General features: G+C 66.5%; 13 protein-coding genes. 5 read left to right on the top strand and 8 right to left on the bottom strand.

All coding sequences use genetic code 11. The annotated features are described in order from the left end of the window. Window positions 1–117: 117 nt before the first annotated feature. A complete protein-coding gene (gene cadR / locus AAID08_RS11125; RefSeq protein ID WP_006386392.1) occupies window positions 118–552 on the bottom strand; it encodes a Cd(II)/Pb(II)-responsive transcriptional regulator in 435 nt (144 codons plus the stop codon). A 98-nt stretch (window positions 553–650) separates the two neighbouring features. On the opposite strand from cadR, the gene AAID08_RS11120 reads away from it, so the two are divergent. After that, window positions 651–3,113, top strand: coding sequence for a heavy metal translocating P-type ATPase (locus AAID08_RS11120; RefSeq protein ID WP_395757643.1), 2,463 nt, complete (start codon window positions 651–653; stop codon window positions 3,111–3,113). A 59-nt stretch (window positions 3,114–3,172) separates the two neighbouring features. On the opposite strand, the gene AAID08_RS11115 is transcribed toward AAID08_RS11120, so the two are convergent. The 4 genes from AAID08_RS11115 to AAID08_RS11100 form a co-directional block, all read right to left on the bottom strand. Next, entirely contained in the window at window positions 3,173–4,162 is a 990-nt protein-coding gene (locus AAID08_RS11115) for an IS3 family transposase (protein WP_395757799.1), read from the bottom strand. Next, window positions 4,128–4,550: a helix-turn-helix domain-containing protein gene (locus AAID08_RS11110; RefSeq protein WP_395757418.1), complete on the bottom strand. Its 423-nt coding sequence runs from the start codon at window positions 4,548–4,550 to the stop codon at window positions 4,128–4,130. Before AAID08_RS11110 ends, AAID08_RS11115 begins: the two co-directional genes overlap by 35 nt. Window positions 4,551–4,699: 149 nt before the next feature. Then, window positions 4,700–5,284, bottom strand: a complete 585-nt coding sequence (speG, locus tag AAID08_RS11105; protein ID WP_049074529.1) for a spermidine N1-acetyltransferase — start codon at window positions 5,282–5,284, stop codon at window positions 4,700–4,702. A gap of 226 nt (window positions 5,285–5,510) precedes the next feature. Beyond that, entirely contained in the window at window positions 5,511–6,425 is a 915-nt protein-coding gene (locus AAID08_RS11100) for a LysR family transcriptional regulator (protein WP_144655087.1), read from the bottom strand. Window positions 6,426–6,683: 258 nt separating this feature from the next. On the opposite strand from AAID08_RS11100, the gene AAID08_RS11095 reads away from it, so the two are divergent. Both AAID08_RS11095 and AAID08_RS11090 read left to right on the top strand, forming a co-directional pair. Beyond that, entirely contained in the window at window positions 6,684–7,985 is a 1,302-nt protein-coding gene (locus tag AAID08_RS11095; protein ID WP_395757642.1) for an MFS transporter, read from the top strand. A gap of 18 nt (window positions 7,986–8,003) precedes the next feature. Next, window positions 8,004–9,497 carry a M81 family metallopeptidase gene (locus tag AAID08_RS11090; RefSeq protein ID WP_395757641.1) on the top strand — a complete coding sequence of 498 codons (1,494 nt, stop codon included), beginning with the start codon at window positions 8,004–8,006 and terminating at the stop codon, window positions 9,495–9,497. Between the two features lie 52 nt (window positions 9,498–9,549). On the opposite strand, the gene AAID08_RS11085 is transcribed toward AAID08_RS11090, so the two are convergent. Together AAID08_RS11085 and AAID08_RS11080 are read right to left on the bottom strand one after the other, a co-directional pair. Further along, window positions 9,550–10,254 carry a riboflavin synthase gene (locus AAID08_RS11085; protein WP_054499899.1) on the bottom strand — a complete coding sequence of 235 codons (705 nt, stop codon included), beginning with the start codon at window positions 10,252–10,254 and terminating at the stop codon, window positions 9,550–9,552. Between the two features lie 110 nt (window positions 10,255–10,364). Beyond that, window positions 10,365–11,798 carry an aldehyde dehydrogenase family protein gene (locus tag AAID08_RS11080; protein WP_054504103.1) on the bottom strand — a complete coding sequence of 478 codons (1,434 nt, stop codon included), beginning with the start codon at window positions 11,796–11,798 and terminating at the stop codon, window positions 10,365–10,367. A 336-nt stretch (window positions 11,799–12,134) separates the two neighbouring features. Here AAID08_RS11080 and AAID08_RS11075 point away from each other — a divergent pair, with 336 nt between their 5' ends. After that, window positions 12,135–12,938 (top strand): FadR/GntR family transcriptional regulator, encoded by an 804-nt coding sequence (locus tag AAID08_RS11075; RefSeq protein WP_064523704.1) that lies wholly within the window; start codon window positions 12,135–12,137, stop codon window positions 12,936–12,938. Window positions 12,939–13,045: 107 nt separating this feature from the next. After that, window positions 13,046–13,822 (top strand): 3-oxoacyl-ACP reductase, encoded by a 777-nt coding sequence (locus tag AAID08_RS11070; protein ID WP_064523701.1) that lies wholly within the window; start codon window positions 13,046–13,048, stop codon window positions 13,820–13,822. A 28-nt stretch (window positions 13,823–13,850) separates the two neighbouring features. Here the strand turns inward: AAID08_RS11070 and AAID08_RS11065 are convergent, their stop codons facing one another. Beyond that, complete coding sequence (locus AAID08_RS11065) at window positions 13,851–17,192, bottom strand: DEAD/DEAH box helicase (protein ID WP_175143077.1); 3,342 nt, start codon at window positions 17,190–17,192, stop codon at window positions 13,851–13,853. Window positions 17,193–17,595: the final 403 nt, after the last annotated feature.

Below are 17,595 nucleotides of genomic sequence, written 5' to 3'. Positions count from 1 at the left end.
GCACAGGTAACAGGATTCTGGCGGTTTCCCAAATGGGAAAGAGAAGGGTTCTCATATTACGCCATGGCCGCGCGGGGGACGGCTATCCCCCTGCCCGGCGCATGGCGACTGGCGGATTCAACCCAGGTGGGTGTGGCGTTCCTGGCGTTCCTCGACCTGCATTTCCGACAGGCCGTGCAGGATGCCGCAGTCTTCCGCGTCGGGCCGCGCCGACAGGCAGCGCTGGCGCAGATCGGTCAATTGCGTCTTCAACTGGGTCAGCTCGGCGATGCGCTCGTCCACGTGGGAGATGTGCTCATCGAACAGTTCATTAATGGGGCCACATCCTGCCTGGTGATTGTCGGCCAGCGACAGGATGGCGCGGATCTCGTCCTGCGTCATGTCCAGCGCGCGGCAGTTGCGGATCAGCCGCAGGCGCTCCAGGTGGGGCTGGCCGTAGCTGCGGTAGTTGTTCAGTCCCCGTTCCGGGGCGGGCAGCAGCCCTTCCTTTTCGTAATACCTGACGGTTTCGACCGTGGTGCCGGCCGCCGTGGCCAATTCGCCGATACGCATCGTGCCTCCCGGACGCATCCGATGGATTAAAGGGGGTTGACCCTATAGTAACTCCAAGGTGTGGAATACGGTCAATGGCTTACGAAAAGGCAACGCGAATGTCTTGCGCAACGAACAAACATACCGATCCCACCGCTTCCGAACGACCGAACGCCTGCTGCGGCGCCAAGACCCCGGCTGCGTCCGGCGGGCATGACCACGCTGGCGCATGCTGCGGCCCCGCGCAAGGCAAGGCCGCCGTGGCCGACGGCCATCGCCACGAAGGCGCCGGCCATGATCACGATCACGGCCACGATCACGATCACAGCCACGACCACGACCGCGATCACGGCCATGCCCATGCGGGGACGCATGACCACGGCGCCTCGGCCTGCTGCGGCCACGATGCCGGCAACATCCAGATGTCCGCCGGCGGCGCGGCCGTGCTGCAGGCCGGCCCGGGCCAGTTGCTGGCGCGCCTGCGCATCGGCCAGATGGACTGCCCGACCGAGGAAACGCTGATCCGCAAGAAGCTCGACAGCGTCGACGGCGTGCACGCGCTGGACTTCAACCTGATGCAGCGCATCCTGACGGTGGTGCACGCCGAGGGCGCGCTGGAGCGCATCACGGCGGCCATCAAGTCGCTGGGCATGACGCCTGAACCGCTGGCCGACGACGCGCCGCGCACGCCGGCCCCGGCCGCCGCGCGCGTGAACTGGTGGGCCATCGGCGGCGCCGGCGTGCTGGCCGCGCTGTCCGAAGCCTCGCACTTCGCCGGCATGCACTGGGGCGTCACCGCCGCGCTGGCGGTCGCCGCCATCCTGGCCTGCGGCATCAGCACCTACCGCAAGGGCTGGATCGCCGTGCGCAACGGCAACCTCAACATCAACGCGCTCATGAGCATCGCCGTCACCGGCGCGGTGCTGATCGGCCAGTGGCCGGAAGCGGCCATGGTGATGTTCCTGTTCAATGTGGCTGAACTGATCGAGGCCCGTTCGCTCGACCGCGCCCGCAACGCCATCCGCGGCCTGCTGGACCTGGCGCCCGAAACCGCCACCGTGCGCCAGGCCGACGGCGGCTGGCAATCGGTGCCGGCGGCGCAACTGCAGGTCGACGACGTGGTGCGCGTGCGACCGGGCGAACGCATCGCCGCCGACGGCATCATCGTCAGCGGCCGCTCGGCGGTGGACCAGTCCCCCATCACGGGCGAAAGCCTGCCGGTGGAAAAGGCCGAGGGCGATCAGGTGTATGCGGCCACCGTCAACACGGCCGGCTCGTTCGACTACCGCGTCACCGCGGCGGCGGGCAACACCACGCTGGCGCGCATCATCCACGCGGTCGAACAGGCCCAGGGCGCGCGCGCGCCAACCCAGCGCTTCATCGACCGTTTCTCGCGCATCTACACGCCTGCCGTGGTGGGCGTGGCGGTGCTGGTGGCGGTGCTGCCGCCGCTGCTGTGGGCGCAGCCCTGGTTCGACGCGATCTATCGCGCCCTCGCGCTGCTGATCATCGCCTGCCCCTGCGCCCTGGTGATCTCCACGCCGGTCAGCATCGTCAGCGGCCTGACGGCGGCCTCGCGCCGCGGCATCCTGGTCAAGGGCGGCGTGTACCTGGAGGAAGGCCGCAACCTGAAGTGGCTGGCGCTGGACAAGACCGGCACGCTGACCCATGGCAAGCCGGTGCAGACCGACCTGCAGGACTGGGACGTCTCCGACCTGACGCGCCAGCCCGCTGCGCGGATTGCCGCCAGCCTGGCGGCGCGCTCGGACCACCCGGTCTCGCTGGCCGTGGCCAACGCCGCGCGCGACGCCGGCCAGGCCCTGCTGGACGTGGACGACTTCACCGCCCTGCCCGGCCGTGGCGTCAGCGGCAAGGTGGACGGCGTGCTGTTCCAGTTGGGCAACCGCCGCCTGATGCGCGAGCTGGGCGTGTCGGACGAAAAGCTGGAAGCCCGTTTCGACGAACTGGAACAGCAGGGCAAGAGCGCCATCGCGCTCAGCGATGGCCAGCGCGTGCTGGCGCTGGCGGCGGTGGCCGACACGGTCAAGCCCACCAGCGCGGCCGCCATCGCCGACCTGCACGCGCTGGGCGTGCGCACCCTGATGCTGACGGGCGACAACACGCCCACGGCGCAAGCCATCGCGCGCCAGGTCGGCATCGACGAAGCGCGCGGCGATCAACTGCCGGAAGACAAGCTGGCCGCCATCGAAAGCAAGCTGGCGCCCGCCGGCAAGGTCGGCATGGTCGGCGACGGCATCAACGACGCCCCGGCCCTGGCCCGCGCCGATATCGGCTTCGCCATGGGCGCGGCCGGCACCGGCACCGCCATCGAAACGGCCGACGTGGCGCTGATGGACGACGACCTGCGCAAGATCGGCACCTTCCTGCGCCTGTCGCGCGCCACCCACCGCGTGCTGGTGCAGAACATCGCGCTGGCGCTCGGCATCAAGGTGGTGTTCCTGGCGCTGGCGATGACCGGCAACGCCACGCTGTGGATGGCGGTGTTCGCCGACGTCGGCGCCAGCCTGCTGGTGGTGGCCAACGGCTTGCGGCTGCTGCGGGCCGCCCCGGCGGCGAACTGAAGCGAAACGCCCCGGCAGGAATCTCCTGCTGAACTGACCCCCAGAAGTTGGACAGTCAGCTAAAGCCCGAAGGCCTGAGCTCGGTATTGCACCGGGCTCAGGCCTTTTAGCTTGAGCTTGATGCGATCGTGATTGTAGTAACGGATGTACTGTCGAATGCCGGCTTGCAACTGCTCGATGCTTTCGAAGCGATTCAAGTGGAAGAACTCAGCCTTGAGCGTGCCGAAGAAGCTTTCCATAGCGGCATTGTCCAGGCAGTTTCCCTTGCGTGACATGCTTTGCGTCACCGATCTATCTGCCAGCATCCGCCTGTAGTTCTGCTGCTGGTACTGCCAGCCCTGATCGGAGTGCAGCACTGGACGCTCCGTCGGCAGCAGCCGCGCCAGCGCCTTCTTCAGCATGCTGCCCACGAGCTTGAACACCGGCCGGCGGCTGGTCTCGTAGGCCACGATCTCGCCGTTGTATAGGTCCATCACCGGCGACAGGTACAGCTTCTCGCCTCGTACGTTGAACTCGGTCACATCGGTGACCCACTTTTGGTTCGGACGCGCCGCCTCGAAGTCGCGCGCCAACACGTTGGCCGCCACGTGGTGTGATTGGCCTCGGTAGGACCGGTACTTCTTGGCGCGCACCAGCGACTTCAAGCCTAGCGCCTGCATCAGCTTCTGCACGGTCTTGTGGTTCACTAGCTCACCGGCCTGGCGCAAGACCGCCGTAATCCGGCGGTAGCCGTAGCGGCCCTTGTGACGGGCGTAGACCGCGCTGATGCGCTGCTTGAGCTCGGCGTACGGGTCCACGGCTCCGAACGACTTCAGGTGGTAATAAAACGTGCTGCGCGACAGCTTGGCGACGCGTAGCAGTAGTGCCAGCGGATGCTTGGGCCTTAATCCTTGGACCACTTGCGCTTTCCAACCAGCGCCCGGGTCTTCTCCGCTTCGATCAAGGCCTTCATTTTTTTTAGGTAATCGTTCTCCGCGCGCAGATAGGCCAGCTCTTGCTCGAGTTCTTCCTTGGTCATGTCCTTGGACACCGGCTCTGGGGGTACTTATGCGGCATGCTTGCTCCTCGGCGCTTGCGCGCCAGCGCCTCTATACCCCCAGCATCATACTGGGCGCGCCATTTCGTAATGTGCCCTGTATGACGAATCCCCAGCAACACCGCTGCCTGCGTGTCCGACAGACCTTCGCGCCGGATCTTGATCAGCACCGATTGTTTGAAGGCCGCGCTGTACGAGCCAGATTGCCTGCGCAACCCGTTAACGCCATGCGCTCGAAAACTCCCGACCCAGCGCCGCACCATTGAGTGCGGCACTTCGTATCGGCGCGCCACCGATTTGAAGCCGTCCGTGCCTTGCAGGTACGCCTGCACCACTTTGATCTTGAATTGCTCTTCATACTTCGCCATGTAAAAACCCCCGAAGGTCGGATCAATATCCAACTTTCGGGGGTCAGTTCATGCCGGGGCGTTTTTCCACATCGGCGCGGCGTCGCGCTTTCGCGCCGTTCGATCGTTCTAGGCGCACTGCGCGGGAAGGCGGCCTCGGCCGCCTCGATCATGCGGGGATGCAACGCCGATCGCGCCGCGCGTCAGCCGGTCTGTTCTTCCTGCGGCCAGTCGCGCAGCACCGGCGCATCCGGCGCGCCCGGCCCGACCTCGCGCAGGTGATCGTGCTGCAGCAGTGCCATGCGGTAGGCGTCGCGGTAGGCGCCGTTGGAAAAGAACTCTTCCTTGAGCAGCCCTTCGATCTGGAAGCCGCAGCGCTCGTAGATGTGCACGGCGGCGCGGTTGTCCTTGTCCACCACCAGGTAGACCTTGTGCAGGTTCAGCACGCGGAAGGCGTAGCCCACCGCGATGCGGGTGGCGGCCTTGGCGTAGCCGCGCCCCTGGTAGCTGGGCGCGATGATGATCTGGAATTCGGCGCGGCGGTGGATGTAGTCGATTTCCACCAGTTCCACCAGGCCGGCCGGCTGACCGGTGTCGTGCTCGATGATGAAGCGCCGCTCGTTCTGGTCATGCAAGTGGCGGTCATAGAGGGCGACCAGTTCGTCGTAGGCCTCGTAGGGCTCTTCGAACCAATAACGCATGATGACGTCGTTATTGTTGATCTTGTGCACGAAGTGCAGGTCGCCGCGCTCCAGGGGGCGTATTTTGATATCGGATATTACCGACATAGAAACCTCCGAAAGTGCTGCCATTGTAGCTGACACCACCCCGAAAAGCCCATTAGATGGCGATTTCACTAGAAGAATGGCTTGTTTATTGACCTACAGCAGAAAAATGGCTGAAAAAGCGCATGAATACTGGAACTTTCAATATTCACGCGCCGCCATCCGTAACGAAATCCACCCGCAGCCCGGGCCGGGCATTACCCCCCTGCCCTTGGCACACATGCCGCCGTCACGGCGCCGCGAATGCCGGCAGGCGCTGTTCGATGCGACGCACCACCTCGTTGGCGGCCGATGACAGCGGCCGCCCCAGACGCAGCAGCATCTGGCACTCGGGCGCGCTGAGGATCGGATGCGCGATCGGCAGCGCCACCAGTTCGCCGCTGGCCAATTCGTGGTGCACGCCCAGGTTCGGCATCAGCGTCACCCCGGCGCCGCTGATCGCGTACTGCTTGAGCACGCGCAGCGAATTGGTGGTCAGGCTGGGCGTCAGGTGGATGCGTTCCGTGAATTCCAGCAGGTCGACCGCCTGGCGCAAGCCATACGGCGCGGACATCAGCGCGAATGGATACGGCAGGATGTCGGCGATGGTGAGCGGCGCGCGGCGCCGCGCCAGCGCATGGCCGGGCACCGCCAGCAGGCAGACCGGATGCTTGCGGCTGGCGCGGCAGCGCAGCCGCGGATCGACCGGCGGGTTGTAGGCCAGGCCGATGTGCGCGGCATCCGTGGCCACCGCCTCGACCACCTCGTTGACCGAGCCGACGTTGACGCTGACGTTGATGCGCGGGTGTTCGATGCAGAACGGCCCCACCACGTGCTCCATCAGACTGTCGATGAAGCCCTCGCTGATCATCAGATGGACGTTGCCGCGCCGCATGCCGCGCAGTTCCTGCAGGCGCGTGTTCAGGTGTTCCTGCTGGGCGCGACAGGCGCGGTGGTATTCCAGCAGCATGTCGGCGGCCTCGGTCGGCGTCAGTCCGCGCGCGCGGCGCTCGAACAGCGCCACACCCAGTTCCTTTTCCAGCAACTGGATCTGGCGACTGATGACCGAGGGCGCGGTGCCGAGCTTGTCGGCCGCGCCGCGGATCGAGCCACAGGCCACGACCTCGTTGAAGTACTTCAGCCGCGTCTGGCTGATTTCCGCCATGGTTTCCCCTTTTTTGTGGTTATGAACGTGCGGCGCCAGGAACCCGCCGCCCGCCATGGTTTGTCATGGAGGCCGGAACATGGCCGGCGTCTCTTTCTGTTGCCCGTATGTTGCCCTGAAGACAACGATAATTTATCACCCAGGTCATTGTTTCGAACACTGCATGCTCGCAATATGGACGCCGCGCGGACCCGCCCGGGCCCCGCCGCCATCCCACCCACCGCGGCGGGCGCAGACTCGCCCGCGAGGAGACACGCAATGCCCCATCAGGCCACGCCAGGCGCCGATCCGCGCCTGGGTCCGCTATACCGCAAGATCACCTGGCGGCTGCTGCCGTTCCTGCTGCTCTGTTATGTGTTCGCCTACCTGGACCGCATCAACATCGGCTTCGCCAAGCTGCAGATGCAGCAGGACATCGGCATCTCGGATGCCGTCTACGGCCTGGGCGCCGGCATCTTCTTTCTCGGCTACGTGATGTTCGAGGTGCCCAGCAACCTGCTGCTGACGCGCATCGGCGCGCGCCGCACCATCAGCCGCATCATGGTGCTGTGGGGCCTGACCTCGGCCTCCATGCTGTTCGTGCAGGGCGAATGGAGCTTCTACGTCCTGCGCTTCATGCTGGGCGTGTTCGAGGCCGGCTTCGCCCCCGGCATGATCTTCTACCTGACTTACTGGTACTCGCAATCGCGCATGGCCGGCGTCATGGCGGTGGTGATGCTGGCCGGCCCGATCGGCGGCATCGTCGGCGGCCCGGTCTCGGCCTGGATCATGACGGCCTTCTCCGGCGCGCACGGGCTGGACGGCTGGCAATGGATGTTCCTGCTCGAAGGCCTGCCCTGTGTGCTGCTGGGCGTCATCGCCTTCCGCTACCTGGACGACAAGCCGGCCGAGGCGCGCTGGCTCAGCGCCGAGGAGAAGGCGCTGCTGGCCGCCGACCTGGACAGCCGCGGCGCGCACAAGAAGCACGCCTTCGCCCAGGTACTGCGCGACCCGGCCATCTACGGCATGGCGCTGACCTACTTCTGCCTGATCTGCGGCATCTACGCCGTCAGCTTCTGGCTGCCGACGCTGCTCAAGCTGGCCGGGGTGCAGGACACCATGCAGATCGGCCTGTACTCGGCGATCCCGTACGTGGCCGCGGCGGTCTTCATGCTGGGGTTCGCGCGCAGTTCCGACCGCCTGCGCGAACGCCGCTGGCACACGCTGGTGCCGGCGCTGCTGGCCGGCGTGGCGCTGTGCATCGCCACCGCGGCGCCGACGCAATTCGCGCTATCCCTGACGGCCATCACGCTGGCCACCGGCTTCATGTGGGCCGCCTACACGGTATTCTGGGCGATTCCGTCGCAGTACCTGCAAGGGGAAGCCGCGGCGGGCGGCATCGCGCTGATCAACAGCATCGGCCTGCTGGGCGGCTTTCTCAGCCCGTCCATCATCGGCTGGGTCAAGGAATCCACCGGCAGCCTGGCCGGCGGCCTGTACGCGATCTCCGCCCTGCTGGTGGCCGGCGCCCTGCTGCTGCTGGTGAACCGTCCTGCCCAATCCGCGCCCGCGCGCGCCTGACGCTCAAAGGAATCGATCATGCATATTCTGGTGGCTGGCTTCCAGCACGAGACCAATACCTTCGCGCCGTCCAAGGCGGCCTACGAGAACTTCGTGCGCGGCGAGGGCTTTCCCGCCATGGTGCGCGGCGAGGACATGCTGGCGCTGCGCGAGGTCAACATCCCCGCCGGCGGCTTCATCAACGCCGCGCTGGCGCAGGGCCACACCGTGCGCACGGTGATCTGGGCCGGCGCCAGCCCGTCAGCCCACGTCACCCGCGACGCCTACGAACGCATCGCCGGCGAGATCGTGGACGCGGCGCGCGCCGGCGGCTTCGACGCCATCTACCTGGACCTGCACGGCGCCATGGTGGCCGAGCATTTGGACGACGGCGAAGGCGAACTGCTGGCCCGGGTGCGCGCGCTGGTCGGCCCCGGCGTGCCGGTGGTCGGCAGCCTGGACCTGCATGCCAACGTCACCGCGCGGATGCTGCGCGAGGCCGACGGCCTGGCCGCCTTCCGCACCTACCCGCACGTGGACATGGCGGTGACCGGCGAGCACGCCGCGCGCCTGCTGGCCGCGCGCGTCGCGGCCGGCGACAAGTGGGTGCGCGCCGAACGCCGCCTGCCCTTCCTGATTCCCATCAACGGCATGTGCACGATGCTGCAGCCGTCACAGGGCGTGTACGAAGAACTCGAACGCCTGGAACAGACGCCGGGCGTGGCCTCGATCTCGTTCGCGCCGGGCTTTCCCGCGGCCGACTTTCCCGAATGCGGCCCGGTGGTGTGGGCCTACGGCACCGACGCCGACGCGGTCGAACGCGTGACCGAGGCGCTGTACCAGCGCGTGCTGGAACTGGAACCGCAATGGTCGCCCGACTTCCTGGCGCCGGCCGACGCCGTCAAGCGGGCCCAGGCGCTGGCGGCGGGCGCGTCGCGCCCCGTGGTCATCGCCGACACCCAGGACAATCCGGGCGCGGGTGGCGACGCCAACACCACCGGCATGCTGCGCGCGCTGGTCGAGGCCGACGCGCAGAACGCCGCGCTGGGCCTGTTCTACGATCCCGAGGCCGTGCGCCAGGCGACCGCCGCCGGCATCGGCAGCAAGGTGAAGCTGCGCCTGGGCGGCCAGTCCGGCGTGGCCGGCGACGCGCCGTTCGAGGGCGAATTCGTGGTCGAGACGCTGTCGCCGGGCAAACTGCGCTTCGATGGCCCGATGATGAACGGCATGGACGTGGACCTGGAGGCGGTGGCCGGGCTGCGCCTGGGCGGCGTGCGCGTGGTGGTCAGCGCCACCAAGTCGCAGATGCTGGACCGCAACCTGTTCCGCGTCGGCGGCGTGCAGCCCGAGGAGATGGCGATCCTGGTGGTGAAAAGCTCGGTGCACTTCCGCGCCGACTTCCAGCCCATCGCGCATGAGGTGCTGGTGGCCAAGGCCCCGGGCCCGATGCAGGCCGATCCCGCCGACCTGCCCTGGACCCGGCTGCAACCGGGCATCCGCATCAAGCCGATGGGGCCGGCATTCGCGGCTTGAATTCGCGGCCTGGTCTTGAACGGAACGCGGATGGAACGCGAACGGCCGCGTCCTACTTGAGCTTGCCCTGCGGGCTGACGAAATCTTCCAGCGTCAGCCCTTTTTCCTTGAGAATGGCTTCCAGCAGCGGCTGCAGCTTGCCCAGGCTTTCCTGGACCGTCTCGCGCACGGTGTCCACCACCACCTGGGTGCTGCGCTCGATCTCGATGTTGACGTGGTCGCCCACCTGCTTATCCTCGAACACCGTCATGCGGCGGGTCTCGGGGATCAGCCAGACTTCGAACCAGCCTTCGGCGCGGTTGACCTCGGACACGGTCAGGCTGGCGCCGTTGATGGCGATGTAGCCCTTGGCGAACACGTACTTGCGAAAGGCCTCGGGGATGCTGAAGCGCATCAGGCGATTGGTGTCCGAGGACTTCACCATCACCACTTCCGAGGTGAAATCGACGTGGCCGGAGAGCGGATGCCCGCCGATCTCGGCGCCATCCTTGGCGGCGCGCTCGACGTTGGCGCGGTCGCCTTCCTGGTAGCTGCCCAGCGTGGTGATGGCCAGGCTTTGCAGCATGACATCGAAGGTGGCCTGGTTGGCGTCGAGGATTTCGGTGACCGTCAGGCAGACGCCGTCGGTGGAGACGCTGGCGCCGACCGCCAGGTCCTTGCAGAAGCCGTCGGGAAACGCCAGCGTAAACGTGCGCAGGCCTTCGCGGTCCGCGATTTTCGCGATCTTCGCGGTGCCTTGGACAATACCGGTGAACATGCTGATCCTGGATACGGGGCGTGGCGCCCCTGGCAAAACATCAAAGGTAACCGATATTTTGCCACCGGGCGCCCGCCCCTGTCGGGGCGGCGCGCCCGGCCGCCGCCGGATCAGTGGCGGATGGCGATGGTCTTCAGGGTGGTGAAGCCGTACAGCGCCTCGAAGCCCTTTTCACGGCCGTAGCCCGACTGGCGCGAACCGCCGAACGGCAGCTCGACGCCGCCGCCGGCGCCGTAGTTGTTGACGAACACCTGGCCGGCGCGCAGCTTGCGCGCCAGGCGCAACTGGCGGCCGCCGTCGCGGGTCCAGACGCCGGCCACCAGGCCGTAGAGCGTGCCGTTGGCGATTTCCAGCGCTTCCTCCTCGGTGTCGAACACCATGGCGGCCAGCACCGGGCCGAACACTTCTTCCTGCGCCAGCCGGCTCTTGGGCGGCACGTCGCGGAACAGCACCGGCGGCTGGTAGAAGCCGCTGTCGGGCGCGCCGTCCTTGAGCTTGCCGCGCGCGGCGACCTTCAGGCCCTCGGCTTCGGCCTCGGCCAGGAAGCCGCGCACGCGGTCGTGCTGGCGGGCGCTGATCAGCGGGCCGACGTCCAGGTCCTGCGCGGCCGGGCCGGTGACGGTGGCCGAGAACGCCTCGCCCAGGCGCGCCAGCACTTTCTCGTAGACGCCGCGCTGGATCAGCACGCGGCTGCCGGCCGAGCAGGTCTGGCCGGCGTTCTGGATGATGGCGGCCAGCAGCACCGGCATGGCGGCGTCCAGGTCGGCGTCATCGAACACGATCTGCGGCGACTTGCCGCCCAGTTCCAGCGTCACCGGCACGTGGTTCTCGGCGGCGGCGTGCGCCACCATCTTGCCGGTCTGCGGCGAGCCGGTGAACGAGATGTGGTCGATGCCCGGGTGCGCCGACAAGGCGGCGCCGGCCTCGTGGCCGTAGCCGGTGCAGATGTTCAGCGCGCCGGCTGGCAGGCCCACCTCGGCGGCGATCTCGGCCACCTTGAGCAGCGACAGGCAGGCGTCCTCGGCCGGCTTGACCACGCAGGCGTTGCCCGCGGCCAGCGCCGCGCCGACGCTGCGGCCGAAGATCTGCAGCGGATAGTTCCACGGCACGATGTGGCCGGTCACGCCATGCGCTTCGCGCACGGTCAGCACGGTGAAGCCCGGGGTATAGGGAATGGTCTCGCCGTGCAGCTTGTCGACCGCGCCGGCATAGAACTCGAAATAGCGCGCCACGGCGGCCGCGTCGGCGCGGGCCTGCTTGATCGGCTTGCCGGCGTCGGCCGATTCCAGTTGTGCCAGTTCTTCCTGGCGATCGAGCAAGGCGAAGGCGATGCGCATCAGCAGGCGGCTGCGGGCGGCCGGAGCCATCTGGCCCCACTCGCCCTCGAAGGCCGCGCGCGCGGCGACCACGGCGCGGTCCACATCCGCCTCGCCCGAGCGGGCGATGGCATCGAACGCCTTGCCATCGGAAGGGTTCAGCACGGGGATGGTTTCGCCGCTGGCGGCGGGCACCCATTGGTTGGCGATAAAGTTCTTCTGAGTCACGGTGTGCGGAGTAAAGTAGCGGCCGTTGGCCGATTGCGGAACGCGCGGATGCGGGGGTCTCCTGGCGCGGCCGGCGAAGCCGGATCGCGCCACCCGGGCGTCGGTGGCGCGCGGTGTGGTTATGGGGGTGCTGCGGATCCATCCAAGGTAAGGGAGCGCCCCACAATTTGTCAATTGAATTGACAGCTTTCGTCCCACGCTTCAGGATATTTTTCGTCCAACTCGGGTTATCCCTAGGATTTCAAAACCATAAGGCGTTCGTCCCACGGCGGGACGCCTGGTCAGATTTGTCATGACACCGAACAAACCCGGCGCCCGCGCCATGGGAGCAAGTCAATGAGCAAAGTGCGCGATCCGCAGCTGGACAAGCTGCTCACCGCGGCCAGCCGGCCGCGGCCGGAACTTGAGGTCCTGGCCGAAGTGGCCTCGGGCCTGGGCTACGTGCGCGCCGAACGCTTCGCCGAACGGGTCTACGAAAGCCTGTTCTACGCCATCGCCACGGGCAAGATCGCGCCGGGCGCCAAGCTGCCGACCGAACTGGAACTGGCCGCGCTGTTCGAGGTATCGCGGCCGGTGGTGCGCCAGGCGCTGGACCGCCTGCGGGAAGACCAGTTGGTCGAGTCGGTGCGCGGCTCGGGCAGCTACGTGCGCGCCAAGCCCGACCTGATGGGCGGCATGCCCGCCGTCGACCCGGCGCGCCGCGTCGGCCACATCCTGGAAGGGCTGGAATTGCGCATGGTGATCGAACCGGAATGCGCCTACCTGGCCGCGTTGCGCCGCACCGACGACGACCTGCTGGAAATGGACCGCATGCTGGCCGGCTACGAAGCCGCCGACGCCGCCGGCGCCATCGCCCACCATCACGACTATGGCTTTCACCGCGCGATCGCGGCGGCCACCGGCAACCAGCGCTTCGTCCAGGTGCTCAAATCACTGGAGTACGACGTCAGCCACGCCGTCAACATGATGCGCCACCTGGTCCACAGCGAACCCTGGAAGCGCACCCGCGCCGCCATCGACGAACACCGCCAGATTTACCGCCTGATCCGCGAACAGGACGCCGAGGGCGCCCGCAACATCATGCGCGCGCATATCGAAAAAGCCCGCAGCCGCATGCTCAACAGCGGCTCGGAACATTGAGGCGGCGCCGGCGCTGCCCCGTCCGCGCGGCGGCTCATGCGGTCCGTCCGGCGCCACCGCATTTTTCCTGACCCGATTCACTGCCTGATTTCCGCCTGATTCCCACCATGCCCAGCCTTCCCCTCCCCCTGGACCAGCAACTCGTCATCGTCACCGGCGCCAGCCGCGGCCTGGGCGCGGCCATTGCCCGCGCCTTTCTGCGAGAAGGCGCGCGGGTGGTCATCAATTATCTGAACAGCGACGCCGCGGCGCGCGAACTGGCCGCCACCGCCCCGGACCGCGCGCTGGCCGTGCAGGCCGATGTGCGCGATGGCGAGGCCGTCGCCGCCATGGTGGCGCGCGCCAGCGAACATTTCGGCCGGCCGGTCGGCACCGTGGTCAACAACGCCCTGCCCGCCTTCCAGTTCGACGGCGACGCCCGCCCCCACGCCGACACGCTCGACTGGGCGCGCATGAACGCGCAACTGGAAGGCAGCGTGCGCGCCGCCCTGAACACCACCCAGGCCGTGCTGCCGTCGATGCGCGCCGCCGGCGGCGGCCGCATCATCAACGTCGGCACCAACCTGGTCCAGAACCCCGTGGTGCCGTACCACGACTACACCGCGGCCAAGGCCGCGCTGCTGGCGTTCACGCGCACGCTGTCGCACGAGTTGGGCGCGGACGGCATCACCGTCAACATGGTGTCCGGCGGGCTGCTGCGCACCACCGACGCCTCGGCCGCCACGCCGGCGGCGGTGTTCGACCTGATCGCCGCCAGCACGCCGCTACGCGAAGTGACCACGCCGGAACAGTTCGCCGACGCGGTGCTGTTTTTCGCCAGCCCGTGGTCGCGCGCGGTGACCGGGCAGAATTTGATTGTGGACGGGGGGCTGGTCAAGGGGTGATGCGGCCGCGTCGCGTCGACGAATGTAGTTAATGCGAGGGCGGCTCGCTGCCGATACCAAGGCGCTGGTCAAGAACGCGGAAATAGGGGCGTTGGCCCCAAGCGGCACGATCGCCGATCACATACAGCCGGGCCTTGGCCCGGCTGACCGCCACATTGAGCAGGTTGGGGCTTTGCGCAGCCCAATCCTTGGCCCCCGGGCGCTGCGGGTTGCCGCCCAGCACCAGGATAACGATTTCGGCCTCCTTGCCCTGGGTCGTGTGCACCGTCCCGGTCTTGGCAGGGTCGAGTCCCAGCATCCGGGCCATCGCGCGCAGTTGCGTCGCCGCATCCTTGAACGGCGAGATCAGGAAAATGTCCTTGGGCGCGACCTGATGCTCAGCCTGCAACGACCGCAATAGCTTCCTGGCAGCCTCCCCTTCCTCGGGCACCCAATTGCCCACACTGGTTTGCGCGCGTACGTCGATCCAATGGCAATGCGGCCACGAATGGGCGGACGGCGATTTCCCTTGAACCATCAGCCCGTCATAAGCAATGTCGTTGCTGATGGAGAACATCGGATCATCGCAACGGCGGTGCACACGCAGAGGCGAACCGACCCAGACTTTCCCGTTCTCCTTGCCAGGCAGCCAGGTCCCCATCGACATGCTCTGATCCGACAGGCACTGCGCCGATGTGAAGCTGGGCCACCAATCCCGAGGTACTTCATAGTGCCGAGCCAGTGCGCCCTCGACCGCCGCCGGCATGCCCAGCACGGGTTCAAGCTGGTTGGGATCGCCCACCACGACGGTGCGCGCCGAGCGCCAAATGGCGCCGGCGGCCTGTTGTGGCAGCGCCTGGCCGGCTTCGTCGATCAAAAGCCAGCCGATCGACTCCCGGCCAAGCGAATGGAACATGCGAGGAATCGAGGCAAAGGTCGTGGAAATCACCGGCACCACGAGCGCGAGGCTACCGAGCGCCACCCGCGCCATGTCTTCAGGCATGCCCTTACCTTGGAGCCAGTTCGAGGCCAAGCCAAGGTTGTCGATGATCTCCTGGGGATGTGACTCGATGAAAGCGCGATGCACATCCAATCCGGCCAGAAACAGATCTTGCCGCGCGCGGCGCCAAGCCGGCGTTGACCAGGGCGAAGACAATTCGCGGGCGGCGTCATCGGCGCTGGATTGCGGCCAGTACGCCCCCAAGCGTTGCATTGCCTGCAGACATGCATGCCTGGCAGCGTCAAGCCGGTCCAATGCCTCCTGATGAGCGACCTGCTTTTGCCGCAAGGCTGTCCTAAGCTTCTCGTCCCCACCGGCCGCATCCTGATGAGCCGCCTTGGCCTTCTTGCACTCCGCGGCCAGGGCATCGTGATCGGCCCTGGATTGCCTGACTTGAGCATCGATCTGGCTGCGCCTGTTCCACCAATCCCGGTGCGAGCGTCCCCAGGTCGAAAGCCAGATCAGCAATCCAGGCCTGGCCCGATCGTGGCTGGCCAATTCAGCTTGTGCCGCCGCACACTGCTTAAGCGCGCCGGCCATCCGCGCTCGCAGGTCGTCGACGCGCTCCCGTAGCGTCGGCAGCGCGGCCTGTCGCGCCGCGAGTTCGACCTCGATAGCTCGCGCGCCACGCTCTAGTTCCTCGGCCTGAGCGCGCGCCTTGACGACGGCCTCCGGAAGTTTCGCGTTCGCCTCCAAGACGCTTCGGCATTGACGTTCGGCCTCCTGCGCCTGTTCGAACCGGGCCACGGCCTGTGCCCAACCGATCACCGGCTTGCGTCCGCCGTCGATGATCCGGCTCAGGTGATAGCGCAGCCCTTCCCCGCCCTCGACAAAGGGATTGGCGTCCCATCGAGCCAGAAGCGCCGCTTGCGTGGGATCGTCTTGCGCGTCCGGCTGATTTTTCCTGGAATGGACGCCAGGGGGATTCTTCCACCAGAAGCTGTTCATGAACGCGCCACGGTTGGCCTTCGATCCCATGCGCGCGGCCAGGAGGCCCCAGGCGGCATTGCCCAGGACGTTGCCGGCCAGGCACTGGTAATAACCATCCGGATGCGCGCTGCGTCCGGCCGCATCGGCGGGTACGGCCTTGACGCCAGGCAGTTCCAGCGAAATGTTCTCCACCGCGCCGTTGTTGGCCGAGGCCACAACGATGGCGAACCCGCTCAGGTCAGCGTGCAACGGTCGATAGTTGCACCAGAATTCACCCAGTTTCTTTGTCGTCCGCCCGGCAAAGGCCTGCCCTCCCAACCGGGCAAGGTGCGCCGCGCGCGCAGTGACAACCGCCGCCACCACATCGCGTAGCAAGGTGGTCTTGCCCGTGCCCGGCGGTCCATTGATCGCAAAAATTCCAGGCTTGGCTTCGAGCTGGCGCCACAGTTCGTTGACGGCCAGTTGCTGGCTGAACGCAAGCGGATGATCCGAAGGCCAACTTCCCGCAGGAAAAGCCGGAGGATTCAACGCCGCGAAGGCAGTCGCCACTCCATGAGCCTCGCGCAGATCCACGCGCGCAGGATCCACCTTTGCCGCCGCCTGGATATATTCGGCCAGCCCTTTCCCGACATTGCCATCGACCCAGGCTCGGCGCAGCGCGTTGAGATCGCCCACAAAGAAACTATTCAGCAGATCATCGCCCGGCTGGGGATCGGACGTGCCCTGATCTCCCGTCGCGTCGGCTCTCTTGACCTGGACGCATTTGGCGGCGTGGGTCGAGGAGATCATCCCCTCGGGCAGTAGACAAAGGGCGGCAATGCGCCCGCTCAACGCATCGAGCCAGGCACGGGTGGGCGGCGCTTTTTTCTCTCGCGCCGCGGCCGTGGCGCCGACGAGCCACTGCATAAGCCGGCGGACCAGCATGTCGAAGCCCGCATAGCCGCTGTTCGGGCTCGGGATCTCGGGATTGGCCTCTGGCAAGCCGGCGGTGACGATCCTGCCGCCCTCTTCCAGCACCGCGATGCCGTCAGGGTAATGCAGGATCTGCCCTGCAGCCCAACATGCCAGGGACAGCACAAAACTCTGTGGCAGAGGATAGCCGTCTTCGTCGAAAGCCAGGTCAAAGAGGCGGCCTTGGCCACTGGGGCGGCGCTCGTCGAATACATCCTCGTGCGAACCAACCTTGACTTCCAGCAATGCCGCAAACCGCTCGATCTCGTAGAGCCCCGCCTGCAGCGTGTAGCGCCAGGCAAGGCGCGGCGCAATGCGTTTGGCCCGGTGTTTTGGATCGAACCAGGGCAAGGACTCGTCCGCGCGCAACCGGTAGACAGGCTCGGTGAGGTGGGAGGGATTGGCTTTCTCGGCCTTTTGCGGGACGCACGCCTCGACGGCGCGCCAGAACCCTAATATTCGCGGGGCTTGAGATATCGCAGGCTGCCGGCCCTGCTGTTGTTCTGCCATTGTTTTGTTCTCTTTTGAGGACTGCGGAACTTCCGATAAAAGTCGGATATTGGCGTTCTTTAAATTATACAAATTGATAATAATTTATACGGATGCGGTGGCTTTCCGGTTTGAACGGAACCCGCCTTCTGTTCGCGCAAATTACAGAAAGGAGTGAACCATGCGTGAAGCGCTGCCCGTCAACGCTTCCCACGGTTTCGGACGCCCAGAAGGGACGACTCGCCAAAACTCACTGCTTCCGTTGCTAGACTGCCGACAGGGCATTAGTCACCCGCAGGTTCAATGCCTTGGCTCGCGCATTGGCCACACCTTCCAGTGGTACGCGACTCATTCGAGCGCTACCCGCAGGCATCTCGTGCAGGTCAGGCACCGGCATCACTTCGCCGATCCGCTTGTCAAAAAA

Source organism: Achromobacter sp. EB05 (assembly GCF_044232075.1).
Classification (GTDB): domain Bacteria; phylum Pseudomonadota; class Gammaproteobacteria; order Burkholderiales; family Burkholderiaceae_B; genus Achromobacter; species Achromobacter dolens.
This window is presented reverse-complemented; position numbering and strand designations above follow the sequence as displayed.